Here is a 23,999-nt window from a genome sequence, read left to right on the forward strand (position 1 = left end):
AACTGGACGAGGCCGGCGCGCACTGGCACGCTGTGCGGTTCCTACTGCCGCGCCGTGCCCCATGACCGATCCCCGCATTCTTTCGTTGCAACAGGCCGTGCCGGCATTGCGTTTGAAGACCGAGCCGGCCGACCTGGAGCATTACGGCCGGGACTGGACCCGGCGCTGGACGCCAAACCCGCTGGCCATCGCACTGCCAGGCTCGGTCGAAGACGTGCAGGCCGTGGTGCAATGGGCCAATGCGCAAGGCGTGGCGGTGGTGCCATCGGGCGGCCGTACAGGGTTGTCCGGTGGCGCGGTGGCCGCCAACGGCGAGCTGGTGCTCAGCCTGGAACGCTTGAACAAGCCGCTGGACTTCAACGCGGTGGATCGCACCCTCACCGTGCAGGCCGGCATGCCGCTGGAAGCGGTACACAACGCCGCGCGCGAGCATGGGTTGGTGTATCCGGTGGATTTTGCCGCACGCGGGTCCTGCTCGATCGGCGGCAACATCGCCACCAATGCCGGCGGCATTCGCGTGATCCGCTATGGCAACACGCGCGAGTGGGTGGCCGGTTTGAAAGTGGTCACCGGTGGCGGCGAGTTGCTCGAGCTCAACAATGCGTTGGTGAAAAATTCCAGCGGCTACGATTTCCGTCATCTGATGATCGGTTCCGAAGGCACGCTCGGCATCGTGGTCGAAGCGACGCTGCGGCTGACCGACCCGCCGCCGCCGAGCAATGTGATGCTGCTGGCACTGCCCTCGTTCGAGGTATTGATGCAGGTGTTTGCCGCGTTTCGCGCGCAGCTGCGTCTGGAAGCGTTCGAGTTCTTCACCGACCGCGCGCTGGAGCACGTGCTCGCGCACGGCGCGCAGGCACCGTTTGCGCAGGTCCACCCGTATTACGTGGTCACCGAGTTTGCCGCCGGCGATGCAGCGCAGGAGGCCGCCGCGATGGCTGCGTTTGAAACCTGCATGGAGCAGGGCTGGGTCAGCGACGGGGTGATCAGCCAGAGCGATGCGCAGGCCGCGCAACTGTGGCGGCTGCGCGAGGGCATCACCGAAGCGGTGGCGCGGTATACGCCGTACAAGAACGACGTGTCGGTGCGCATCTCGGCAATGCCGGCGTTTCTGGCCGAAACACAGGCGTTGCTCGGCCAGGCGTATCCGCACTTCGATGTGGTGTGGTTCGGCCATATCGGCGACGGCAACCTGCATATCAACGTGCTCAAGCCCGACGACACCAGCCAGGCCGATTTTGTGACGGCCTGCGATCAGGTCACCAAGGTGCTGGCGCACGCGTTGCAGCGCTTTGGCGGCAGCATTTCCGCCGAACACGGCATTGGCCTGGTCAAGAAGCCGTACCTGTGGAGCACGCGCTCCGCCGCAGAAATTGCGCTGATGCGTGGCGTCAAACATGTGCTGGATCCTCATCTTTTGCTGAATCCCGGCAAGCTGTTCGACATGGATGAGCTGCCCGGCGCGACGCCTGCCGGGTAGTCTCTTCATCACCTCACATGGAATCGACACGCCGATGATGCGCTCTCTGGTGTTTTGTGCTTTGACCCTGCTGCCGCTGGCAGCTGCCGCATCCAGTCTTGCGGGGACTTCGGCCGGTGCATCGTCTGCCGGTTCGTCCAACAGCAGCAGTTCCGGCGACGACAAGGTGGTTGCCGACGCACGCGAAGATGCGGCCGGCTTCGTCGCCAGCGATGGCGCCATTCGCGGCGCGCGTCTGGAAGCGGCGTTGCTGCAATTGCGCAGTCGCAGCGATGCGGCGCGTGTGGCCAGCGATCTGGAACTGGCGCAGTCCATCCTGGCGCAGTGAATCGTCGCCGCCGGTGTGCATGGCTGTGGCTGGCCGCAGCGATCGCACCGGCGGCGCAAGCCCAATCGCAAGTTTCGCCCACGCTGCAGGTGTCGGTTGTCGCATCGGAGTTGACTGCGTCAGAGCGCGCTGCAAGCCAGGCGCTGGTGCAGCAGGTCGAACAACGGTTGCCGACGGGCTGGATGATGCGCGACGCGGCACCCATTCAATTGCAGTGGCGCCGCGATCTGCCGGCGCAAGTGCACGGCCGCGCGATCGGCAATCGCATCCTGCTCGATCAGACGCTGTTGGATGCCTGGAGCATGCAGTCCGCCAGCGCACGCTCCGACATCGGCGCGCCAGCCACGCGGGCGGCGATGGCAGCGTTGGTGCACGAATTGGCACATGTGCGCGATCGTGGAGCGGGCAGTGCGTTGTCGCGCGACCCACGCCTGCGCGATCTTGCCGGCTGGCAGGTGCGTCCCTGGCGAATCGGACGCGGCGCAAACCGCTTCAGCGACCGCAGTCCCGATGCTTACGAGCGGCATAGCCCGGCCGAATTCGTTGCGGTCAATCTCGAGCACTACGTGCTGGATGCGGACTATGCCTGCCGCCGTCCCGCGCTGGCGGCGTGGTTTTCCGAGCGGCTAGGACCGCCGCAGGACGCGGCAGCATGCGCGCCGACCTTGCCGTATCTGCAGGCCGACAACGATGCCGGTGCGATGTCGCTGCTGGCGTTGGACCCGGCGCGGGTCTATGCAGTGGACTATCTGCTTGCCGAAGGCAACGAACAGCCGATGAGTCGCTGGGGCCACAGCATGTTGCGGCTGGTGATCTGCGCGCCCGGTCGCGTGCCCGGGCCGGCGTGCCGGCTGGATCTGCAGTATCACCGCGTGCTGTCGTTTCGGGCATTCGTTGGTGATGTGCAGATCTCAAGCTGGCGTGGGCTGACCGGCTCGTATCCGTCGCGGTTGTTCGTGCTGCCGCTGAACCAGGTCATCGACGAATACACCAAGGTGGAACTGCGTGCCCTGTCGTCGGTGCCGCTGGCGCTGAGCCCGGATGAGATCGCCGCTTTGCTGACGCGCGCCGCGCAGGTGCACTGGAGCTACGACGGGCGCTATTACTTCATCAGCAACAACTGCGCGGTGGAAACCTACAAGCTGCTGCACGACAGTGTGCCGCGTCTGGCCGCAGCTGGGCTGTCGTCGATCACTCCGCGTGGCGTGCGCCAGCGCCTGCAGCGTGCCGGCCTTGCCGACCTGCGTGTGCTGGACGACCGCGCGCAGGCCACACGTCAGGGTTATTACTTCGAATCGTCGGCCGCGCATTATCAGGCCATGTTCGATGTGCTTCGGCGCGGCATCCCGGTGCCGCAGACGAGTGTGGTCCAGTGGTTGGATGCCGCGCCTGATGCACGCGCGCAGTGGTTCGAGCGCGGCGGCCTGCGCGAAACCGCAGCCGCATTGCTGCTGGAACAAGCCGCGTTACGGCGGCAGGAACTGGTGGCGCGCGATGCGCTCAAGCGCCTGTTGCGGCCCGGCATTGCCGAGCGTGCAGCAGTGCAGGATCAACTACAGAGCCTGTTTGCACGACAGGCGCAGCTCAGTCACCCGGCGGCGCTTCTCGATGGCTCCGGTTTCGATGGCCCCGGCTACGGATTGCCGCAGGCCGACGAGCAGCAACGTGTGAGCGCGCAGGTCGCCCGGGCGAGCAGCGGCCTGGCCGATGGGTGGAAGCAATTGCAGGCCCTGGGCCGACAGCAGTTGCCGGCCGAGTTGCGTGCCGATCTGGAGCAGGGCGAGGCGAACATTGAAACGCTGCGCGCACGATTGCGGATGCTTGCACAGCCGGTGCAGGCGGTTGCGTCGGTGCCGGTGCCGGCGCACCAGGCGCTTGGCGAGCAATAAGGTTGGCGTCTGCGTCGGTTGATGATGGCGCTACAGACATCGTGCAAGTGCAGTCGACAATCGGACAGGCGTGCGACTAAGTGGCGCTTCTAGACAGAGCGAGCGATTCGTTGCTGACGACCGCGCGCACGTAGCGTTCCCGCGCAAAAACCAGCGAAAAATGCGCGCTATTCAGCACGTTTCAGCATGGAAGAGCGGCTTGCTGCCATCGAGTGCGCAGCAAGCCGGTACGTCTCTCTGCACGTGCTGCTCAGCTCGCCGGCTGTAAATCCGCCTGGGTGGCGTACTGCCGCAACCACCGGCTCACCTGCGCATCGTTGCGGTAGCGCTGCAGCAGTTTGGCCAGGCGTGCCGGTGCGGGTGTGCAGAACTGCGCAACCGCCACTTCGATTTCGTGGCGACGGTCGGCGTCATACGGTTCTTCACCGGCGAAGTGTTCGCAGGTGTCGTAGTCCTCCACCAGCTTGCGCACATCCTCCGGCATGCCGCACAGGCCTGCCGGATGTTGCAGCCATTCGTCTTCCACCTTGGGATCGGTGCAGGCGACCGCAGCGGAGGCCGGCGCAGGGGCCGGTTCCGCGGTGCAGGCAGCCAGCAGCCCCAACGTCAGGGCAACGGCCAGGCGACGCATCAGTCGGCGCGTCCGGCAAATTCGCCGGTGGTGGTGTTGACCAGCACGCGCTCACCGTTGGTGATGTACTCGGGCACCATGATTTCCATGCCGGTGTTGAGCTTGGCCGGTTTGGGACGCTTGGTGGCGGTGCCGCCCTTGAGCTCCGGCGGCGTCTCGATCACTTCCAGCGTCACCGTCTGCGGCAGCTGCACCGCCACCGGCTGGTCGTCGATCACCTGCACATAGATGCCGGTCAAGCCATCGGTGATGTAGCCGGCATCGGTGCCGATCACATCGGCGTCCAAGGTGTAGGGCGTGAAGTCTTCGTCGTCCATGAACACGAACGCCTCGCCATCCTTGTACGAAAACGTGGACAGGCGACGCAGCAGCTCCACTTCGGGCAGATTGTCGTCGGCATCGAAGCTGGCATCGGTTTTTACGCCGCCCGGCACGCTGTACATGATGAAGCGGAAGCGCACGTTGCCGCCGCGCCCTTGCGGCGAGCTGCGCTCGATGTCGCGAATCTGGTAAATGCCGCCGTTGTATTCGACGACGTTGCCTTTCTTGATGTCGTTAGCTTTCATGGGAATCGTGAGTAGGGAATAGGGAATTGGAAAAGCCGGTAGCGGGGTGCTGAGAGTAGGGCGCTGTTGCGATTCCCCATTCTCGATTCCCCATTCCCGGCCTACTTGGGCGCCAACCGCACGCCGCCGTCCAGGCGAATCGTTTCGCCGTTGAGGTAGCGGTTGCGCAGGATGAAGGCGACGGTGTCGGCGTATTCGTCGGGCTGGCCCAGGCGCGAGGGGAACGGGATGGAGGCGGACAGCGATTGCTGCACGGCCTCGGGCATGCCGTCGACCATCGGGGTCCAGAACACGCCCGGTGCAATCGTCATCACGCGGATGCCAAAGCGCGCCAGTTCGCGCGCCATCGGCAAGGTCATGCCAACCACGCCGCCCTTGCTGGCGGCGTAGGCCGCCTGGCCGATCTGACCTTCATAGGCGGCTACCGATGCGGTGTTGACGATCACCCCGCGCTCGCCATCGTCGCCGGCGGCGTTGTGCTGCATCACATCGGCCGCGGCCTTGGCGACATTGAAGCTGCCGACCAGATTGACCAGCACGGTGGTGCGGAAGGTCGCCAACGGCATGGGCGCCTCCTTGCCCAGCACACGGCCGGCGCCGAGGATGCCGGCGCAGTTCACCGCAAGATTCAGCCCGCCCAGCGCTTGCGCGGCCTGCGCGATATTGGCGGACACCTGCGCTTCGTCGGTGACATCGGTGGCGAAGTAATGCGCGTTACCGGCACCCAGCAACGCCAGCGCCGCATCGGCCTTGTCGGCATTGACGTCGAATAACGCGACCTTGCCGCCGTCTGCAACGATGCGTTGCGCCACCGCCAGGCCCAGGCCGGACACGCCGCCGGTGATGACGGCAAGAACAGAGGATGACTGCATGCGGTGGTTCCCTGGTAGAGACATGACTGCCGACGGCTGTCGGCACGCCAACGGTGGCCGAGACGGCCGGCAATTCTAGCCGAAGCCTTTGCGCGATCGTGCCGGGGGATGCTTGTGCTGCAACGGCAACGGCAACGGCGCGGTGTCAGCCGGCGGCCGCCAGCGCCTTGCCGACCTTGCTGCCGGTGTCGCGGCCCAGGAGCTGCGCCAGCCAGCGGCCGGTGTGGGCAAGGGCAGGCAGGTCGATCCCGGTCGAGATGCCCAGGCCGTGCAGCAGATACACCACGTCTTCGCTGGCGACATTGCCGCTGGCGCCCTTGGCGTATGGGCAGCCACCGGCGCCGGACACCGCGGCATCGACCACGCGCACGCCTTGTTCCAGGCAGGCGGCGATGTTGGCCAGCGCCTGCCCGTAGGTGTCGTGGAAATGCACCGCCAGTGCGTGCATTGGCACCACCTCTGCCACTGCGGCCAGCATCTGGCGCGCCTTGCGCGGGGTGCCGACGCCGATGGTGTCGCCCAGCGAAATTTCGTAGCAGCCCAGTGCGTACAGCCGCTGCGCGACGTCCACCACGTCGGCCACTGGCACCTCGCCTTGATACGGGCAACCCAGCACCGTGGAGACGTAGCCCCGCACGCGCACGCCGTCGCTGGCAGCCTGTGCAAGGATCGGCCGGAACCGCTCGATCGATTCGTCGATACCGGCATTGGTATTGGTGCGGTTGAAGGCCTCCGACGCGGCGGTGAAGACCGCCACTTCCTGCGCGCCGGCCGCTTGCGCCCGCGTATAGCCCTGCAGGTTCGGCACCAGCACCGGATAGGCGATGTCTGGCGCCTGGGTGATGCCGGCGAAGACCTCGGCTGCGTCGGCCAGCTGCGGCACCCAGCGCGGGCTCACGAAGCTGGTCGCCTCGATGGTGCGCAGGCCGGTGGCCGACAACCGATCGATCAACGCGATCTTGTCGGCGGTGGCGACCGGCTGCGCCTCGTTCTGCAGCCCATCGCGCGGGCCGACCTCGACAATGCGCACGAAGTCGTTCATGCGCGAGCCCCGCCGCGCACAACGGCCAACGCACTCATGCCGCGTTCTCCGGCACCCAGGCCGGCGAGCGTTTTTCCAGGAATGCGCTCAGGCCCTCCTGACCTTCCGGAGAGACGCGCAAGCGGGCGATCCATGCGGCGTTGGCGGCATCGACGGCATCGCGGTCGGCGGCTGGCAGCACCGAGCGGACCAGCGACTTGGCCGTGCTGGCGGCCAGCGGCGCGGCCGCCAGCAGCAGGCGCACCTGCCGCTCCACCGCGATGTCTAGTTGATCGGCCGCCACCAGTTGATGCAGCAGCCCCAACAACTGCGCGGTACCGGCGTCGAAGATCTCGCCGGTGGCGAACCAACGGCGCGCCTGGCGTGCGCCGATGGCGGCGATGACATACGGCGAAATCACCGCGGGCAAGAGCCCGAGCTTGCTTTCGGTCAGGCCGAAGCGCGCCTCGGTGCAGCCGATGGCGATATCGCAGCACGCCACCAGTCCCACGCCGCCGCCGAAAGCTGCGCCGTTAACGCGCGCGATGGTGGGTTTGGGTAGTTCGTCGAGCGTACGCATCAGGCGCGCCAGCGCCAACGCATCGGCGGCATTCTCGGCCTCGCTGGCGGTGGCCATACCGCGCATCCAGTGCAGGTCGGCGCCGGCAGAGAAGGCGCCGCCGTCACCGGTCAGGATCACCACGCGAATGTGCGCCGCCGTGCCGGCCTGCCGCAACGCGTCGGTCAACGCGGCAATCAAGGTCGCATCGAAGGCGTTGTGCACGGTCGGGCGGTGCAGCCGCAGCGTGCGGACCGGTCCGTGGTCCTCAACGATCAAGCCGGTGTCCTGCATTGCGGATGCGTCCATGAATGGGATGCGAACCATGATAGCGGCACGGGTCGCCGGAGCCATGACGCGGTGCGTCGATGCTAGAATTGAGAACCATTCCTAACAATCAGGCCGTCTTTGTGACGCTGTCCGATATGCCTTTGCATCGCGCCGCCATCGTGGACTCCGTGGAGGATCGTCTCCCCAACGACACGATCGCCCGGCGCCTGCGCGAGCTGGGGTTTGTCGCAGGCGAGGAGGTCACCGTGTTGGCCACCGGGCCGGTCGGCCGCGAGCCATTGCTGGTGCAGGTCGGTTACACGCGTTTTGCCCTGCGCCGCAGCGAAGCCGCGCGCGTGCAGGTGCGGCCAGACGGAGCATCGGCATGAATGCGGCGGCCGTGCCGTTGCGTCTGGCGCTGGTGGGCAACCCCAACAGCGGCAAGACCGCGCTGTTCAATCAGCTCACCGGCAGCCGCCAGAAAGTGGCCAACTACACCGGCGTCACCGTCGAGCGCAAGGAAGGGCATTTCCGTGCGCCGTCCGGCCGCGACTTTGCGGTGCTCGATCTGCCCGGCGCCTACAGCCTGCAACCGGCCAGCCTGGACGAGGCGATCACCCGCGACCTGTGCCGCGGTTTCTACCCCGGCGAGCCGGCGCCGGACGTGCTGGTGTGCGTGATAGATGCCACCAATCTGCGCCTGCATCTGCGCTTTGCGCTGGAGCTGCGCGAGTTGGGGCGGCCGATGATCGTGGCACTGAACATGGTCGATGCGGCGCAACGGCGTGGCATCGTGATCGATCTGCCGGCCCTGGAGCAGGCGCTCGGCGTGCCGGTGGTGGAGACCGTGGCGGTGCGACGCGGCGGCGCCAAGGCGCTGGTCGAGCGCATCGATGCGCAGGCCGCCAGCCTGGCGGCACCGACCGCCACGCCGCCTGTCGACGGTAATTACCATGCGCAGGTTCGGCAGATCCTGAGCGCGGCGGTGACCATGCCGACGCGGACCTCGCGCGTGGACGATGCGCTGGACCGTTGGCTGCTGCATCCCATCTGGGGCTTGGTGACGCTGGCGGTGGTGATGTTCCTGATCTTCCAGGCGGTGTACGCCTGGGCCACGCCGCTGATGGACCTGATCGATGCCGGCACCGCACTGCTGGGCCAGTGGGTGGGCACCACGCTGCCGGAGGGCCCGCTCAACAGTCTGCTCAAGGACGGCATCATCGCCGGCCTGGGCGGGGTGATCGTCTTCCTGCCGCAGATCTTGATCCTGTTCGCCTTCATTCTGGCGCTGGAAGAATCCGGCTATCTGCCGCGTGCGGCATTCCTGCTCGATCGCATGATGGCGGCGGCCGGCCTGTCCGGGCGCTCGTTCATTCCGTTGCTGTCGAGCTTTGCGTGCGCGGTGCCGGGCATCATGTCCACGCGCAGCATCCAGGATCCGCGCGATCGCCTTGCCACCATCATGGTCGCGCCATTGATGACGTGCTCGGCGCGGTTGCCGGTATATGCGCTGCTGATCGGTGCCTTCATCCCGCAAAAAACCGTGTGGGGCATTTTCAATCAGCAGGGACTAGTGCTGTTTGCGCTGTATGCCGCCGCCATCGTCAGCGCGTTGCTGGTGTCGTGGACCATGAAGAAGTGGCGTCGCGACAAAAGCGAGCATCCCTTGATGCTGGAACTACCGTCGTACCGCGTGCCGCAGCTGCGCGACCTGGCCTTGGGCTTGTGGGAACGCGCGGTGATCTTTCTCAAGCGCGTCGGCGGCATCATCCTGGCGCTGACCATTCTGCTGTGGTTCCTGTTGTCGTTCCCGGCTGCGCCGGCCAATGCCACCTTGCCGCCGATCGACTACAGCTTTGCCGGCCGCATCGGCCACGCGATGGCGGTGTTCTTCGCCCCACTGGGCTTCAACTGGCAGATCTGCATCGCGCTGATTCCCGGCCTGGCTGCGCGCGAAGTGGCGGTGGCATCGCTGGCCACCGTCTATGCGTTGTCGGCTGCCGATGACGATGCAGCGGCGCAGGCCTTATCGCCGTTGATCAGCGACGGCTGGTCGCTGGCCACCGCGCTGTCGCTACTGGTCTGGTATATCTACGCGCCGATGTGCATCTCCACCCTGGCCACGATCAAGCGCGAAACCAACTCGTGGAAGCAGATGACCATCAGTGCGGTCTATCTGTTCGCACTGGCCTACCTTGCCTCGCTGGTGACTTACCAGCTGGCCGTGCTGTTTGGTGCCGGCTGACATGGATCTTTCGCTCACCCTGCAATACATGGTCATCGCCGTCGCGGTGCTGCTCAGCCTGTGGGTGGTGATGAAGAAGCAGTTCCCGAGTGTCTTGCGCGGGATGCGGGGCGCGCTGGCGCTGGCGTTGCTGCGCGATGGACGACCGACCTGGATGCAGACCCTGGGACGACGCGTGGCGCCTCCAGCCACGCAGGGCAGTGCGGCCTGCGGTGGTTGCGACAGTTGCGGCCCTGCGCCAACGCGCAAGCATTGATCCCGTTCGCCTCCGCTACACTTGCGCGGCCGCAGGACGCGGCGCGACAGGGGGCGGTGCATGCGTTTGCTGGTGTTGTTGGCGGTCTTGGCCGCGGTTGCGGGTTTGTACAACGATGGTGGCAATGCGCTTGACGAGACGCAGGTGCGCGATTTCTACGCGGCGCACGACAAGGCGATGGTGAGTCAGGTCCAACGGCGAGTGGGCACAGGTGCTGCAGCAGATGCGCCCCGTGGCCGAGCCGGAAGAATTGATCGACTACAAGCGCTCGATTACCAAGATCGAGATCGCGCCGGATGACCAATCGGCGATGGTCGAAACACGCGCCACGCTCGGCCTGCCGGGTCTGCGCATGACCTTCCGTTCGCGCGACAAGCTGGTGCGCAAGCGCTGGAAGACCTTGATCACGCGTAGCGCAGGCACCGCCTGGGTTGGTCCGGCGTATCGGTAGCCTGCAGCGACAGCGGCTTCTTTGCTTCCGCTAAGGAACCTCTGAACAACTCGCTGACCAGCGGGGAAGCTTGTCGCTTCGCCTGATCCCGGTAAGCGTCCTTACTAAAACTCAAGCGCTTACGGCTGACGCAGCTTGGCTCATGCTTCGATCGAAGGCCTGAGGCAGCGTTGTTCAGAGCTTCCCTAAGAGCGTCGAACGACGCCGCTGCGCACACCGCCAGTTGGGCGCCGCCGCTGCTCGGTGCGGCAGTGTCCACTCGTCCGTTCCGGTTCTAGACGCGACCGTCTACACCCACCTGACGACGGCTCGCCACGTGCTGCCAGCGCTCTACCTCGCAGCACGCACGCTGCAGTGCACAGCGCCGGCGTTGCGGGCGTTGGGTATGCTTGCGGCATGACGACCTCCTTTCAGATCTCCCGACGTGCGCAGGCGCTGACCAGTTCGGCGATTCGCGAAATCCTCAAGGTGACCGAGCGGCCGGAGGTGACGTCCTTCGCCGGCGGTCTGCCATCGCCGGCAACCTTTCCGGTCGAGCGCATGCGCGCAGCCAGCGACCAGGTGTTGCGCGATGCGCCGCAGGCGGCGTTGCAGTACGGCCCCACCGAAGGCTATGCGCCGTTGCGCGAATGGATAGCCGCGCGCCTGAGTCGCGATGGTGCCAGTATCCGGCCCAGCCAGGTATTGATCACCACCGGCTCGCAGCAGGGCCTGGATCTGCTCGGCAAGGTGTTCATCGACGAAGGCAGCAAGGTGTTGGTGGAGACGCCGAGTTATCTCGGTGCGTTGCAGGCGTTTTCGTTGTTCCAGCCAGCGTTTGTCGGCATGCCATCGGACGAGGATGGGGTGGTAGTGGATGCGCTGGATCCGGCGCTGCTGGCCGATGCGCGCTTTCTGTACTGCCTGCCCAATTTTCAGAATCCCACCGGTCGCCGCCTGCCATTGGCGCGACGTCGGGCGCTGGTCGCGCGTGCGGCCGAGGCCGGCGTACCGATCGTCGAAGACGACCCGTACGGCGAGCTGTACTACAGCGGCGAACCCTTGCCGAGCCTGTTGTCGATGAACCCGGAAGGCGTCATCTACATGGGCTCGTTCTCCAAGGTGTTGGCGCCCGGGTTGCGGTTGGGATATGTCGTCGCGCCGGAGGCGGTGCTGGGTAAGCTGATCCAGGCCAAGCAGGCGGCCGATCTGCATACGCCTTCGTTTACCCAGCGCGTGGTGTATCAGACGCTGCAGGACGACTTTCTCGACACGCATATCCCGCAGATCCGCGCACTGTATGCGCGGCAGTGCAGCCTGATGTTGGAAGCCTTGGACCGGCACTTCCCGGCGCAGGTGCAGTGGAATCGCCCCGAAGGTGGCATGTTCCTGTGGGTGACCCTGCAGCCCGGTCTGGATGGCACCGTGCTGCTGGCGCGTGCGATCGCACGCAATGTCGCCTTCGTGCCGGGTGCGCCGTTCTTTGCGACGTTGCCGCAAGTCAACACGCTGCGGCTGTCGTTCGTCACCGTGCCGGGCGAGAAGATCGATGCCGGCATCCAGGTGCTGGGTGAGGTGCTACGCGAGGCGCTGGCCGAACTGCCGGGGCAGGGCGCATGACATCGCCCGCGTTGGTGTCGCAAGCGCCAGTTGCCACGCACATCGATAGCGTGGCAATTGGTGTTGCGCGCGACTTCACCCGCCCCGGCAGCCGCAGCGCGATCGACAAGCGCGTCGTGCAGGGGCCGCTGCAGGTGGGTGTCGAAGGACTGCAAGGCGACGAGCAAGGTGACCGGCGCGTGCATGGCGGGCCGGACAAGGCGATTCATCATTATCCGCGCGACCACTATGCTGCCTGGCGCCAGGAGCTTGGCGCGCATGCACTGCTGGAAGCGGCCGGCGCGTTCGGCGAGAACCTCAGCAGCACCGGCCTGACCGAGGCCACGGTCTGCCTGGGCGACCGCTTTACGCTGGGCACGGCCGTGGTGGAAGTCTCGCAGCTGCGTCAGCCGTGCTGGAAGCTGTCGGACCGCTTCGGTGTGCGCGACATGGCGCGCCGCGTGCAGGAAACCGGCCGCACCGGTTGGTACTACCGGGTGCTGCAACCCGGCGTGGTGGCGTCCGGCAACACGCTGGCATTACAGGAGCGACCGCATCCGCAGTGGAGCCTGTCGCGGCTACAGCAGGTGCTGTATGCACGCGAAGTCGACGTCGCGACCATCACCGAGCTGCTGCGTCTTCCGCTGGTGCCGTCGTGGCGGGCCCTGTTCGAGCACCGCCTGCAGCGCAGCGAAGGGGAAAGCTGGAGCAGGCGCCTGAGCGGCGTCGACGACTAAGAACAGCTAACAAAACCGCTGTGCTCACCGCCAGGCGGGCGCGGCCGGTGCTCGGAATCCTCTCCTACGACACTCGTGCACTTCGGTTCTCGTGCGCCGTCCACACCCCCCTGACGACTGCTGGCCGCGTTTTGTTGACCAATCAACGTCACGCGCTGCGGCGGCGCTGAAGGCACAAGCCATTGCCGCGCACGCACAGTCTCCACAGATGCGCGCAGCCAGCCGCCGCGCAGCTGCAAACGTCGACACGCAACAAGCCACAAGTGGCTCCACATCCACCAAACCACGACATCCCCAACAAGCGCTCAGACCTCGCACACCGCTCTGACGATTCCCCAATCCCGATTCCCAGCACCTTGTGCAACCCCCACCGCCTCGTTAGCCTGCGGGCATGACAACGTCCCCTGTAAAAGTGTTGATCCACGGCGCCTCCGGGCGGATGGGCAAGGCATTGCTGCGCCTGGCGGCTGAAGACGACGCATTGCATATCGTCGGCGCGGTGGTGGGGCGCTCGCCATCGCAGCGCGTGGTGGACGGCGTGCCGTTCTTTGCCGCCAGCGAGCTGGGCGGTGCGCCGGCCTTCGATGTGGCCATCGACTTCAGCCTGCCGCAGGGTTTTGCGCCGATCCTGGCGCTGTGCGCGCAACGCGGTAAGCCGCTGGTGTCCGGTACCACCGGGCTGGACGAGGTGCAGCGCGCCGCGCTGCTCGATGCCGCGCAACAGATTCCGTTGGTGTGGGCCTCCAACTTCAGTCTTGGTGTCGCGGTGTTGACCGAATTGGTCGAGCGCGCCGCTGGCACCTTGCCAGGCTGGGATTGCGACATCATCGAAGCGCATCACGTGCACAAGCAGGACGCGCCATCCGGCACCGCACTGACGCTGGGCGAGGCGGCCACCGGCAGCGGTGCGCAGCCGCGGTTTGCCAGCCTGCGGGCCGGCGACATCGTCGGCGAGCACACGGTGCAGTTCACCGGGCTGGGCGAGCGGGTCGAGCTGGTGCACCGCGCCACCAATCGCGACATCTTCGCGCGCGGCGCCCTGCACGCGGCCAAACGCCTGATCGGCCGGCCCGCCGGTAGCTACCGGGTACGCGACCTGGTGCTGTAAGACATCGCGCAACAGCGCATGAACACCTGCGCGGTTGCGCGGCGTATTCATGCCGCCGTTGCAGTGCTGTTGCTGCATGGATTGAGTTGCAGGCTGGCAAGCCGGGGCACTTGCCTTTACAATTCTCGCTTGCCCGAACCAGCGTCGGACCGGTCCCCAGCACCGCGTCCGCGCTTTGCTGCAACCGGAATTTGGCCGGAAGCGCATCGGAGTCCCAGGCAGCCAGAGCGAGACCCCACGTGACCCAACCCGCAATCCTTGTCCTCGAAGACGGCACCGTGTTCGAGGGCGAATCCGTAGGCGCCACCGGGCTTTCCGTCGGTGAAGTGGTGTTCAACACCGCCATGACCGGCTATCAGGAAGTCCTGACCGATCCCTCCTACGCCCGCCAGATGGTCACGCTGACCTATCCGCATATCGGCAATACCGGCTTTACCGATCAGGACGACGAGGCCCGCAAGATCTGGGCCGCCGGCCTGATCGTGCGCGATGTGCCGCGCCGCCCCAGCAACTGGCGCAGCCAGGTGGCCTTGCCGGAGTGGCTGCAGGCCCGCGGCGTAGTCGCCATCTCCGGCATCGACACCCGCAAGCTGACCCGCCTGTTGCGCGAAAAGGGCGCCCAGAACGGCGCGCTGATGGCCGGCGAGATCGACGTCGAAAAGGCGCTGGAAGCCGCGCGCAAATTCCCCGGCCTGAAAGGCATGGACCTGGCCAAGGTGGTCTCCACCGAGACGCGTTACACCTGGCAGGAAGGCTCGCTCGACCTCAACTCCGACACCTTTCTCGGCCTCGGTGCGTTGAAGAGTGGAAAGTCCGCACATGCAGGTGCGGACTCTGGAGAGGGACGCACGTTCAAGGTCGTGGCCTACGACTACGGCGTGAAGCTCAACATCCTGCGCATGCTGACCGAGCGCGGGTGCGACGTCACCGTGGTGCCGGCGCAGACTCCGGTGGCCGAGGTGCTGGCGATGCAGCCCGTTGGCGTGTTCCTGTCCAACGGCCCGGGCGACCCGGAGCCCTGCGATTACGCAATCGCTGCGATCCAGGAATTGATCGCCAAGAAGGTGCCCACCTTCGGTATCTGCCTGGGCCATCAGCTGCTGGCACTGGCCGCCGGCGCCAAGACGGTGAAGATGACCACCGGCCACCACGGCGCCAATCACCCAGTACAGGATCTGGATGGCGGGCGGGTGATGATCACCTCGCAGAATCATGGCTTTGCGGTGGACGAAACCACGCTGCCGGCCAATGTGCGGGTTACCCATCGCTCGCTGTTCGATGGCACCAACCAGGGCATCGCCCTGACCGACGCACCGGCGTTCTCGTTCCAGGGCCACCCGGAAGCCTCGCCAGGCCCGCGCGATGTGGGGCCGTTGTTCGACCGGTTTACCGCACTGATGCGGGACCGGGGACCGGGGACCGGGGACACGGGAAAGGCAGGTTGATGGCTTCCCACTTTCGCGAATTGGAAGTGTGGCAGCTGTCGATGACGCTGGCCAAGGCGGTGTACCTGCTGGTCGCGGACTTTCCCAAAGAAGAGCGTTACGGCCTGACTTCGCAGCTCCAGCGTGCTGCCGTCTCCATACCATCGAATATCGCAGAGGGAAATGCGCGCGCTACCACGCGCGATTACGCTCGCTTCGTGTCCCAGGCATGTGGTTCTGCCGCTGAACTGCAAACGCAGTTACTGCTTGCAAGTGACCTAGGCCTGGGCGATCAGGAACAGATCAAGATCGCGCTCGAGGTTTGCGAGCGGGTCAACAAAATGCTGCGCCGCCTTCACCAGGCGCTTTCCGCCAAGCTTGACCCCGGGTCCCCGGTCCCGGGTCCCCGGTCCCGGAGTTGATTCATGCCAAAGCGTACAGATCTCAAAACCATCCTAATCATCGGCGCCGGCCCGATCGTCATCGGCCAGGCCTGCGAGTTCGATTACTCCGGCGCACAGGCGTGCAAGGCGCTGCGCGACGAGGGCTACCGCGTGGTGCTGGTCAACAGCAACCCGGCCACGATCATGACCGACCCGGACATGGCCGATGCGGTGTATATCGAGCCGATCAACTGGCAGACGGTCGAAAAGATCATCGCCAAGGAAAAACCCGATGCGCTGCTGCCGACCATGGGCGGGCAGACCGCGCTGAACTGCGCGCTGGATCTGGCCGACCACGGCGTGCTGGAGAAGTACAACGTCGAGCTGATCGGCGCCAAGCGCGAAGCGATCCGCATGGCCGAGGACCGCGAGCTGTTCCGCGTGGCGATGGGCGAAATCGGCCTGGATTGCCCCAAGGCCGAAGTGGCGCACACGCTGGAAGAAGCGCTGGATATCCAGACCCGCGTCGGCTACCCGACCATCATCCGCCCCAGCTTCACCCTGGGTGGTAGCGGTGGCGGCATCGCCTACAACCGCGAAGAACTGATCGACATCGTCGGCCGCGGCCTGGAACTGTCGCCGACCACCGAAGTGCTGGTGGAGGAATCGGTGCTGGGCTGGAAGGAATTCGAGATGGAGGTTGTGCGCGATACCGCGGACAACTGCATCATCGTCTGCGCGATCGAAAATCTCGACCCGATGGGTGTGCACACCGGCGACTCGATCACCGTGGCGCCGGCACAGACGCTCACCGACAAGGAATATCAGCGCCTGCGCGATGCCTCCATTGCAGTGCTGCGTAAGATCGGCGTGGATACCGGCGGCTCCAACGTGCAGTTCGGCATCAGCCCGACCAATGGCCGGGTGGTGGTGATCGAGATGAATCCGCGGGTGTCGCGTTCGTCGGCGCTGGCCTCCAAGGCCACCGGTTTCCCGATCGCCAAGGTCGCCGCCAAGCTGGCGGTGGGCTACACGCTGGACGAATTGCGCAACGAGATCACCGGTGGGCTGACCCCGGCCTCGTTCGAGCCTTCGATCGATTATGTGGTCACCAAGATTCCGCGCTTTGCGTTCGAAAAATTCCCGCAGGCCGATGCGCGCCTGACCACACAGATGAAGTCGGTGGGCGAGGTGATGGCGATGGGCCGCACCTTCCAGGAATCGCTACAAAAAGCGCTGCGCGGCCTGGAAACCGGCAAGATCGGGTTGGACCCGACCGGCCTGGATCTGGGCAGCGAAGACGATATCGCTGCGCTCAAGCGCGAGCTCAAGGCCCCCGGCCCGGAGCGTCTGTTCTATGTGGCCGATGCGTTCCGCGCCGGCATGAGTGTGGACGAGGTGTATGCGCTGTCGTTCATCGACCCCTGGTTCCTGGATCAGATCGAAGAACTCGTCAGCCACGAGCAGCAACTGGCCGACGATGGCATGGCCGCGCTGGACGCGCCGCGTCTGCGCAAGCTCAAGCGCGCAGGTTTCTCCGATGCGCGCCTGGCCGAGCTGATCGGCAGCAATGAAGAATCGGTGCGCACGCTGCGTCGCGCGTTGAAGGTGCGCCCGGTCTACAAGCGCGTGGACTCGTGCGCGGCCGAATTCGCCACCAGCACCGCGTACCTGTATTCGACCTACGAGGACGAGTGCGAAGCGCTGCCGACCAATCGCGACAAGATCATGATCCTGGGCGGTGGCCCCAACCGCATCGGTCAGGGTATCGAGTTCGATTACTGCTGCGTGCATGCGGCACTGGCGCTGCGCGATGACGGCTACGAGACCATCATGGTCAACTGCAACCCAGAAACCGTCTCCACCGATTACGACACCTCCGACCGTCTGTACTTCGAGCCCCTGACGCTGGAAGACGTGCTGGAAATCGTCGAGCTGGAACAGCCCAAGGGCGTGATCGTGCAGTACGGCGGGCAGACCCCGCTGAAGCTGGCGCGTGCGCTGGAAGCCAATGGTGTGCCGGTGATCGGCACCTCGCCGGACTCGATCGATCTGGCCGAAGACCGCGAGCGTTTCCAGCAGCTGGTCGACAAGCTGGGCCTGAAGCAGCCGCCGAACCGCATTGCCCGCAACGCGGAAGAAGCGCTGGTGCTGGCGCGCGAGATCGGCTACCCGCTAGTGGTGCGCCCGAGCTATGTGCTGGGCGGCCGCGCCATGGAGATCGTGTACGGCGAATCCGATCTGGCGCGCTATGTGCGCGATGCGGTGAAGGTGTCCAACGATTCGCCGGTGCTGCTGGACCGCTTCCTCGACAATGCGGTGGAAGTGGACGTGGACATCATTGCCGACAAGGACGGCAACGTGCTGATCGGCGGGCTGATGGAGCACATCGAAGAAGCCGGCGTGCACTCGGGCGACTCGTCGTGCTCGCTGCCGCCGTATTCGCTCTCGCCCAAGACCCAGGCCGAGCTGCGTCGCCAGGTAGTGATGCTGGCCGAAGGTTTGAACGTGGTTGGCCTGATGAACACCCAGTTTGCGGTGCAGGTGGATGAGGCCGGCGACGATGTGGTGTTCCTGCTGGAAGTGAACCCGCGTGCTTCGCGCACCGTGCCGTTCGTGTCCAAGGCCATCGGCATCCCGCTGGCCAAGATCGCCGCACGCTGCATGGCCGGCAAGACGCTGGCCGAGCAGGGCGCCACCAAGGAAATCGTGCCGGACTATTACTCGGTGAAGGAGGCGATCTTCCCGTTCGCCAAGTTCCAGGGCGTGGACCCGATCCTCGGGCCGGAGATGCGCTCCACCGGTGAGGTGATGGGCGTGGGCCGCAGCTTCAGCGCCGCGTTTGCGCGCGCGCAGGAGGCCGGCGGCATCAAGGCACCGCCGGTGGGCAAGGCCTTCGTTTCGGTGCGCGACCCGGACAAAAAGCGCGTGCTGCCGGTGGCGCAAGCGCTGGTGGAGCGCGGTTTCAGCCTGGTGGCCACGCGCGGCACCGGTGCCTGGTTGCAGCAGAACGGACTGAACTGCGAGATCGTCAACAAGGTGGCCGAAGGCCGCCCGCATATCGTCGATTCGATCAAGAACGGCGAGATCGTCTATATCGTCAACACCACCGAAGGTCGCGCCGCCATCTCGGATTCATTCTCGATCCGTCGTGAAGCGCTGCAGCATCGCGTGACCTATTCGACCACTGTCGCCGGCGCCAAGGCGCTGGTGCATTCGCTGGAATTCCGTGGCACCGGCCCTGTCTGGTCGCTGCAGGAACTGCACAAGGAGCTTCAAGCATGAGAGCACCCATGACCGCGAAGGGCGCAATGCGCCTGCGCGAAGAACTCGATCAGTTGAAGTCGGTCAAGCGTCCGGCGGTGATCAGTGCGATCGCCGAGGCGCGCGCGCACGGCGACCTGAAGGAAAACGCCGAGTACCATGCCGCGCGCGAGCAGCAGAGCTTCATCGAAGGCCGCATCAAGCAGCTGGAAGGCGAGCTGTCGCATGCCGAGATCATCGACATCACCAAGTTGTCGGCCGGCAGCAAGATCGTGTTCGGCGCCACCGTGACCCTGGCAGATACCGAGACCGATGAAGAGAAGCGCTACCAGATCGTTGGCGATCTGGAGGCGGACATCAAGATGGGCCTGATCGCGATTTCCTCGCCGTTGGCGCGTGCCCTGATTGGCAAGCTGGAAGGCGATTCGGTCACCATCGACGCGCCGGCCGGCCAACGTGAGTACGAAGTGGTCACCGTCGCGTATCTGGATTGACCCACTGACGCCTGAGCGATGACGACCGCAACCCTGCTGCTGCCCGAAAAACGCCGTCTGCCCGGAACGCTGGACAACGCAGCGGTGGCCAGCGCCCTGGCGCGCGCCGATCTGCACGCCGCCGATGCCGGCGAAGTGGCGCAGTTGCAGCGGCATTTCACGCTGACGCCAGCGCAGTGGCCGGTGGCGGCATTGACCCGGCAACTGGATGCCGGCGATGCCGCAGGCGCCACCTGGGTGCGTGCCGACCCGGCCTATGTGGTGCCGGACATGCAGGGCGCACGCCTGATGGGCTACGGCGAGGCGCTCGGTGCCACCGCCGAGGACCTGGCGGTGCTGCTGCCGATCCTCAAGCCGATGTTTGGCGATGCCGGATTTGTGCTCGATGCGCCGACCCCATCGCGCTGGTACCTGCGTCTGTCGCCGGATGCCAAGTTGCCGGAGTTCGCGCCGCCGGATGTGGCGATCGGCGACGACCTGTTCGAGCATCTGCCGGCCGGCGATTCTGGCCGGCGCTGGCGTGCCTTGCTGACCGAAGCGCAGGTGTTGCTGCATCAGCATCCGTGGAATGAGGGCCGCATTGCCAGCGGCAAGCCGGCGATCAATTCGCTGTGGTTCTGGGGCGGCGGCGCACTACCGCATGCAGTGACGTCGCCGCATCGGCAGGTGCGCAGCCGCGAGTCGTTGCTGCGCGCGCTGGCGCTGGCGGCCAGTGCCGATGCGCAGGGCGATCAACGCGTGGATGCGCTGGTGGACCTGCGCCATCTGCGCTCGCTGCAGCAGTTTGGCGACGACGCAGTGGCACCGCTGCTGGCGGCGATGGCACGTGGCGAACTGGATCGGCTGGTGCTGGATTTCCAGGACGGCGAAACGCTGACGTTGGCACGCACGCAACGCTGGCGGTTCTGGCGCACGCCACGGCAGCGCCTGGCGCAATGACCTCCACTCCCCGGATCGTCCGGCGTCCGCCAGGGCAGGCCGGAAGCTGGCCCGACGCCATGTTGCCGCTGCTGCGCCGCATCTACGCCGCGCGCGGTGTCCGCGATGCGCAGGGCGCGCAGCCGCGACTGGGCCAGTTGCTCTCGCCGGAGTTGCTGCATAACAGCGACGTGGCCGCCAACTTGCTGGCCGATGCGATCGCCCAGCAACGGCGCATCCTGGTGGTGGGTGATTTCGATTGCGATGGCGCCACCGCCTGCGCGGTGGGCGTGCGCGGTTTGCGCATGCTAGGCGCGCTGGATGTGCACCACGCCGTGCCCAATCGCATGGTGCACGGCTATGGCCTGTCGCCTGCCTTGGTGGACGAGCTGGCTGCGCTGCAACCGGAGGTGCTGGTCACCGTCGATCACGGCATCGCCTGCCATGCCGGCGTGGCCGCCGCCAAGGCGCGCGGCTGGACGGTGCTGGTCACCGACCACCATCTACCAGGCGAGGTGCTGCCGCCGGCCGATGCGATCGTCGACCCGAACCTGGCGGTCGACAGCTTTCCCAGCAAATCGCTGGCCGGCGTCGGCGTGATTTTTTACGTATTGCTGGCGCTGCGCAGTGCGCTGCGCGCGCGCGGCGCGTTTGCCGACCGCGCCGAGCCGGATCTGTCGGTGTTGCTGGATCTGGTCGCCGTCGGCACGGTGGCCGATCTGGTGCCGCTGGACACCAATAACCGCGCGCTGGTGTCGGCCGGGTTGCGTCGGCTGCGCGAGGGCAAAGGCTGCATCGGATTGCGCGCCCTGATCGATGCCAGCGGCCGCGATGTCGCGCGTCTGAGCGCCAGCGATATCGGCTTCGCGCTCGGGCCGCGCTTGAATGCGGCCGGCCGGCTCGAAGACATGGCGTTGGGCATCGAGCTGTTGCTCAGCGAAGACTGGAACCGGGCGCGCGAGATCGCCGCCACGCTCGAAGAGATCAATGCCGAGCGCCGCGCGGTGCAGCAGTTGATGACCGACGATGCCGAGCAGGCGGTGACCAAGGTGGTGCTGGATGCCGATGGCGCCTTGCCGATCGCCGCCTGCCTATTCGATGCGGAATGGCACCCCGGCGTGATCGGCTTGGTCGCCTCCAAATTGAAAGACCGGTTGCATCGTCCGGTGATCGCGCTGGCTCCGGCCGAGCCGGGCAGCAGCCAGTTGCGCGGTTCGGCGCGGTCCATTCCCGGCCTGCATATCCGCGACGTGCTGGCGGCGGTGGATGCGCGTCATCCTGGCTTACTGCAGAAGTTCGGCGGCCATGCGATGGCGGCGGGCTTGAGCATGGATCATGCTGCGCTGGAAACCTTCGAGCAGGCGTTTCAGGCGCAGGTGCACGCGATGGTGGATGCGTCGCTGCTGCATGCCGAGTTGCACAGCGATGGCGAGCTGGCCGCGCACGAACTCGATCACGTGCATGCTGAAGCGCTGCGTGTGGCCGGTCCGTGGGGGCAGGGCTTTCCAGAGCCGCTGTTCGACGGCGAGTTCGAGATATTGCAATGGCGTCTGCTCAAGGAACGCCATCTCAAGCTGACCTTGCGTTGCGCCGGCCGCGCCGAGCCGCTCAATGCCATCCATTTCAACGGTTGGCGCGGCAGCGAACCGGCACGCAAGGTGCGGCTGGCGTATCGGTTGGTTAGCGACGATTACCGCGGCGGCAGTGCGGTGCAGTTGATCGTCGAACATTGCGAGCCTGCAACAGTCACTGGCTGAGCGCGCGGCTGTCAATCGCTGGCTTCGGTAGGGGCGACAGCGCGTCCGGGGATCGGTTCCTCGGCTCGGTCAGACATTCTGTCTGACTCGCCGCCGCGGCACATCCCTGTACCGCTCTCCGCCAATCCCCGGCCACGCTGCCGCCTCGGCTTGTCGTTTCCATGACCTGGTCAATGCAGGCCAAATCACCATCTTGTTTTCAAGATTCGCGATGGCGACTCTGTAGGTGTTTTCTTGGATGCCCTGTGTTGTTCGGCGTGTGCCGGGAAGCTGATCGGACGCGCCGTGATCCAAGAAACACGCGTCATGCTCCGCTTGCAACCACGCACAACGGCCATCTGGACAGGTCCTTGTCCGCTCACCGTCGCGGGACCCTTGGCGGCATGGATGCCGCCAAGGAGCTTACGGAGACGTACTTGCAGCGTGTTCCGCCATGGTGGGCGGGCAAGGACCCTGCAGCAAACGCGAGGACGTTGAGGGCGCGGTGCCCTCACCGCTCGCGGGACACGCCGTGAACCCGTCCCTGGGGGCTCGATGGCGGCATCCATGCCGCCAACGGTCCCACAATCGCTGAGGACACCACGCCAGACAGTTTCCTGGCGACTTTATTGAAAGCGCTACACACCGACCAACGTGACTGGTCCTCTCGCAAGACAGCGCAGGCATGCACTGTCTTCGCTTCGATCAAGGTGACTGCTTGACCTCGGCCACCACCGTGGGCAGTTGCCAGGCGCCGCCGGCGGCCACCAGTCGGCACAGGCCCGAGGTGGATTTGGAGGTCTGCACGAAGCGACGGCCGTCCCAGGTCCAGCGCTCCTCGCTGTAGCAATCACCCAGGCCGCGGCCCTTTTGCGAGGACAGGATGGTGGAGCCATCCAGATCGCTGGCATGCGTGGTGATCAACGTCGGTGCGAACGGCGCACGCGCGTTGACCACCCAGAAGCCGGTGCCGACGTTGTAGGCGCCCATCCAGCAATCGGTCGACACCAGCAGCTTGTCGTTGCTCAGGCGGGCGACGGTCAGCGGTTCGGCGGCATCGCTGGCATCCAGACCCTTGCATTCTTCATCGGCCGGAAGCGTGGCGCGTAGCGCCTGGTACAGCGCCGGCAAGCTGCCGAGACGGGCGTCGCCGGCCTGCGCTGCGGCCAGCTTGGCCGCGCGGACCTGCGGTACCGGCAACGCCGGCAACACGGCGGTCTCGTCGCGATCGCCCTTGCGCACCAGCGCGCCGCGCGTGCCCAGCCGGCCCTGAAATTCGTCCATCTTCAGCAGCGTTGCCGCTGCGCCGCGATCGGATAGCTGCCAGCGGCGGCCATCGTTGCCGAGCGCCACGATCTTGCTGCTGCGGGTCAATGCCGCCAGCAGCGCGGCGACCTGCGTGCTGCTCAATACCGCGGTGCCGCTCTTGCCATCCAGCGCCAGCTTGCCCAGATCGCGCTGATCGATCTGCAGGCCCAGCGACGCCGGCAGCTTGATCTCGTCGTACTGGCCAAGCATCAGCTCGGCCGTCACCGCCTGGCCGGCACCGGCCTTGCGCGTCAATAGCACCGACACTGGCAGGTGCTCGCCTTCGTCCGGCTGGTATCCGGCGGCGCGGCAGGTGCGGGTGTTGTCGCAGGCGATGGTCCAGTCGTCATGACTGAAATCGACACTGGTGGCAGGCGCGGCAAGCGCGAGTGCGGGGCTGCACAGCAAGGCCGCGGCAAGCAGGTCGTAACGCATCGAAGTTCCTTCATCGTAGGTCCGGGCCGGCATCTTGCGATGCCTG

The 23,999-nt window shown here is 65.8% G+C and carries 21 protein-coding genes, 1 other RNA gene and 1 pseudogene; 17 read left to right on the forward strand and 6 right to left on the reverse strand.

Annotated elements, in window-relative coordinates; translation table 11 throughout:
• Positions 1-61 precede the first annotated feature (61 nt).
• From XdyCFBP7245_RS09545 to XdyCFBP7245_RS09555, 3 genes are read left to right on the forward strand one after another with little or no spacing between them, the layout of a single operon-like run.
• Positions 62-1,480, forward strand: coding sequence for an FAD-binding oxidoreductase (locus XdyCFBP7245_RS09545; protein WP_104615454.1), 1,419 nt, complete (start codon positions 62-64; stop codon positions 1,478-1,480).
• A gap of 34 nt (positions 1,481-1,514) precedes the next feature.
• Entirely contained in the window at positions 1,515-1,808 is a 294-nt protein-coding gene (locus XdyCFBP7245_RS09550; RefSeq protein WP_104615455.1) for a DUF2388 domain-containing protein, read from the forward strand.
• Positions 1,805-3,697 carry a DUF7844 domain-containing protein gene (locus tag XdyCFBP7245_RS09555; protein WP_104615456.1) on the forward strand — a complete coding sequence of 631 codons (1,893 nt, stop codon included), beginning with the start codon at positions 1,805-1,807 and terminating at the stop codon, positions 3,695-3,697. The genes XdyCFBP7245_RS09550 and XdyCFBP7245_RS09555 overlap by 4 nt, the downstream gene beginning before the upstream one ends.
• A gap of 250 nt (positions 3,698-3,947) precedes the next feature.
• Here the strand turns inward: XdyCFBP7245_RS09555 and XdyCFBP7245_RS09560 are convergent, their stop codons facing one another.
• The 5 genes from XdyCFBP7245_RS09560 to XdyCFBP7245_RS09580 form a co-directional block, all read right to left on the reverse strand.
• The gene (locus XdyCFBP7245_RS09560) at positions 3,948-4,328 is read right to left on the reverse strand and encodes a hypothetical protein (protein WP_104615457.1); all 381 of its coding nucleotides are present in this window, start codon (positions 4,326-4,328) and stop codon (positions 3,948-3,950) included.
• Positions 4,328-4,894 carry an elongation factor P-like protein YeiP gene (gene yeiP / locus XdyCFBP7245_RS09565; protein ID WP_104615458.1) on the reverse strand — a complete coding sequence of 189 codons (567 nt, stop codon included), beginning with the start codon at positions 4,892-4,894 and terminating at the stop codon, positions 4,328-4,330. The genes XdyCFBP7245_RS09560 and yeiP overlap by 1 nt, the downstream gene beginning before the upstream one ends.
• A gap of 101 nt (positions 4,895-4,995) precedes the next feature.
• The gene (locus XdyCFBP7245_RS09570) at positions 4,996-5,766 is read right to left on the reverse strand and encodes an SDR family oxidoreductase (protein WP_104615459.1); all 771 of its coding nucleotides are present in this window, start codon (positions 5,764-5,766) and stop codon (positions 4,996-4,998) included.
• 145 nt (positions 5,767-5,911) lie between these two features.
• Positions 5,912-6,808, reverse strand: a complete 897-nt coding sequence (locus XdyCFBP7245_RS09575; RefSeq protein WP_104615460.1) for a hydroxymethylglutaryl-CoA lyase — start codon at positions 6,806-6,808, stop codon at positions 5,912-5,914.
• Positions 6,809-6,842: 34 nt separating this feature from the next.
• Positions 6,843-7,640 carry an enoyl-CoA hydratase-related protein gene (locus tag XdyCFBP7245_RS09580; RefSeq protein WP_104615461.1) on the reverse strand — a complete coding sequence of 266 codons (798 nt, stop codon included), beginning with the start codon at positions 7,638-7,640 and terminating at the stop codon, positions 6,843-6,845.
• A gap of 116 nt (positions 7,641-7,756) precedes the next feature.
• Between XdyCFBP7245_RS09580 and XdyCFBP7245_RS09585 the strand changes: the two genes are divergently transcribed.
• The 14 genes and pseudogenes from XdyCFBP7245_RS09585 (at position 7,757) to recJ (ending at position 22,231) form a co-directional block, all read left to right on the forward strand.
• Complete coding sequence (locus XdyCFBP7245_RS09585; RefSeq protein WP_104615462.1) at positions 7,757-8,005, forward strand: FeoA family protein; 249 nt, start codon at positions 7,757-7,759, stop codon at positions 8,003-8,005.
• Positions 8,002-9,861, forward strand: a complete 1,860-nt coding sequence (gene feoB, locus XdyCFBP7245_RS09590; RefSeq protein WP_104615463.1) for a ferrous iron transporter B — start codon at positions 8,002-8,004, stop codon at positions 9,859-9,861. The genes XdyCFBP7245_RS09585 and feoB overlap by 4 nt, the downstream gene beginning before the upstream one ends.
• A 1-nt stretch (position 9,862) precedes the next feature.
• Complete coding sequence (locus XdyCFBP7245_RS09595; protein ID WP_104615464.1) at positions 9,863-10,117, forward strand: DUF6587 family protein; 255 nt, start codon at positions 9,863-9,865, stop codon at positions 10,115-10,117.
• A gap of 60 nt (positions 10,118-10,177) precedes the next feature.
• Positions 10,178-10,568, forward strand: a pseudogene (locus tag XdyCFBP7245_RS09600) (nuclear transport factor 2 family protein).
• A gap of 396 nt (positions 10,569-10,964) precedes the next feature.
• Positions 10,965-12,167, forward strand: coding sequence for an aminotransferase-like domain-containing protein (locus XdyCFBP7245_RS09605; RefSeq protein WP_104615465.1), 1,203 nt, complete (start codon positions 10,965-10,967; stop codon positions 12,165-12,167).
• Positions 12,164-12,883, forward strand: coding sequence for an MOSC domain-containing protein (locus XdyCFBP7245_RS09610; protein ID WP_104615466.1), 720 nt, complete (start codon positions 12,164-12,166; stop codon positions 12,881-12,883). Before XdyCFBP7245_RS09605 ends, XdyCFBP7245_RS09610 begins: the two co-directional genes overlap by 4 nt.
• 64 nt (positions 12,884-12,947) lie before the next feature.
• Positions 12,948-13,023, forward strand: a non-coding RNA gene (locus XdyCFBP7245_RS09615) — sX9 sRNA.
• A gap of 251 nt (positions 13,024-13,274) precedes the next feature.
• Entirely contained in the window at positions 13,275-13,991 is a 717-nt protein-coding gene (dapB, locus tag XdyCFBP7245_RS09620) for a 4-hydroxy-tetrahydrodipicolinate reductase (protein ID WP_104615467.1), read from the forward strand.
• A 239-nt stretch (positions 13,992-14,230) separates the two neighbouring features.
• Positions 14,231-15,436: a glutamine-hydrolyzing carbamoyl-phosphate synthase small subunit gene (carA, locus tag XdyCFBP7245_RS09625; protein ID WP_104615468.1), complete on the forward strand. Its 1,206-nt coding sequence runs from the start codon at positions 14,231-14,233 to the stop codon at positions 15,434-15,436.
• Positions 15,436-15,837 (forward strand): four helix bundle protein, encoded by a 402-nt coding sequence (locus XdyCFBP7245_RS09630; RefSeq protein WP_104615469.1) that lies wholly within the window; start codon positions 15,436-15,438, stop codon positions 15,835-15,837. The genes carA and XdyCFBP7245_RS09630 overlap by 1 nt, the downstream gene beginning before the upstream one ends.
• A gap of 3 nt (positions 15,838-15,840) precedes the next feature.
• On the forward strand, positions 15,841-19,083 hold the full coding sequence (carB, locus tag XdyCFBP7245_RS09635; protein ID WP_104615470.1) for a carbamoyl-phosphate synthase large subunit: 3,243 nt from the start codon (positions 15,841-15,843) through the stop codon (positions 19,081-19,083).
• An 8-nt stretch (positions 19,084-19,091) separates the two neighbouring features.
• The gene (greA, locus tag XdyCFBP7245_RS09640; RefSeq protein ID WP_211287668.1) at positions 19,092-19,556 is read left to right on the forward strand and encodes a transcription elongation factor GreA; all 465 of its coding nucleotides are present in this window, start codon (positions 19,092-19,094) and stop codon (positions 19,554-19,556) included.
• 18 nt (positions 19,557-19,574) lie between these two features.
• Positions 19,575-20,495, forward strand: coding sequence for a phosphoglycerate mutase (locus XdyCFBP7245_RS09645; protein WP_104615472.1), 921 nt, complete (start codon positions 19,575-19,577; stop codon positions 20,493-20,495).
• A complete protein-coding gene (gene recJ, locus XdyCFBP7245_RS09650; RefSeq protein ID WP_104615473.1) occupies positions 20,492-22,231 on the forward strand; it encodes a single-stranded-DNA-specific exonuclease RecJ in 1,740 nt (579 codons plus the stop codon). Before XdyCFBP7245_RS09645 ends, recJ begins: the two co-directional genes overlap by 4 nt.
• 684 nt (positions 22,232-22,915) lie before the next feature.
• Here the strand turns inward: recJ and XdyCFBP7245_RS09665 are convergent.
• The gene (locus XdyCFBP7245_RS09665) at positions 22,916-23,953 is read right to left on the reverse strand and encodes a DUF1176 domain-containing protein (RefSeq protein WP_104615514.1); all 1,038 of its coding nucleotides are present in this window, start codon (positions 23,951-23,953) and stop codon (positions 22,916-22,918) included.
• Positions 23,954-23,999: the final 46 nt, after the last annotated feature.

This window comes from Xanthomonas dyei (assembly GCF_002939865.1).
GTDB classification, from domain to species: Bacteria; Pseudomonadota; Gammaproteobacteria; order Xanthomonadales; family Xanthomonadaceae; genus Xanthomonas; species Xanthomonas dyei.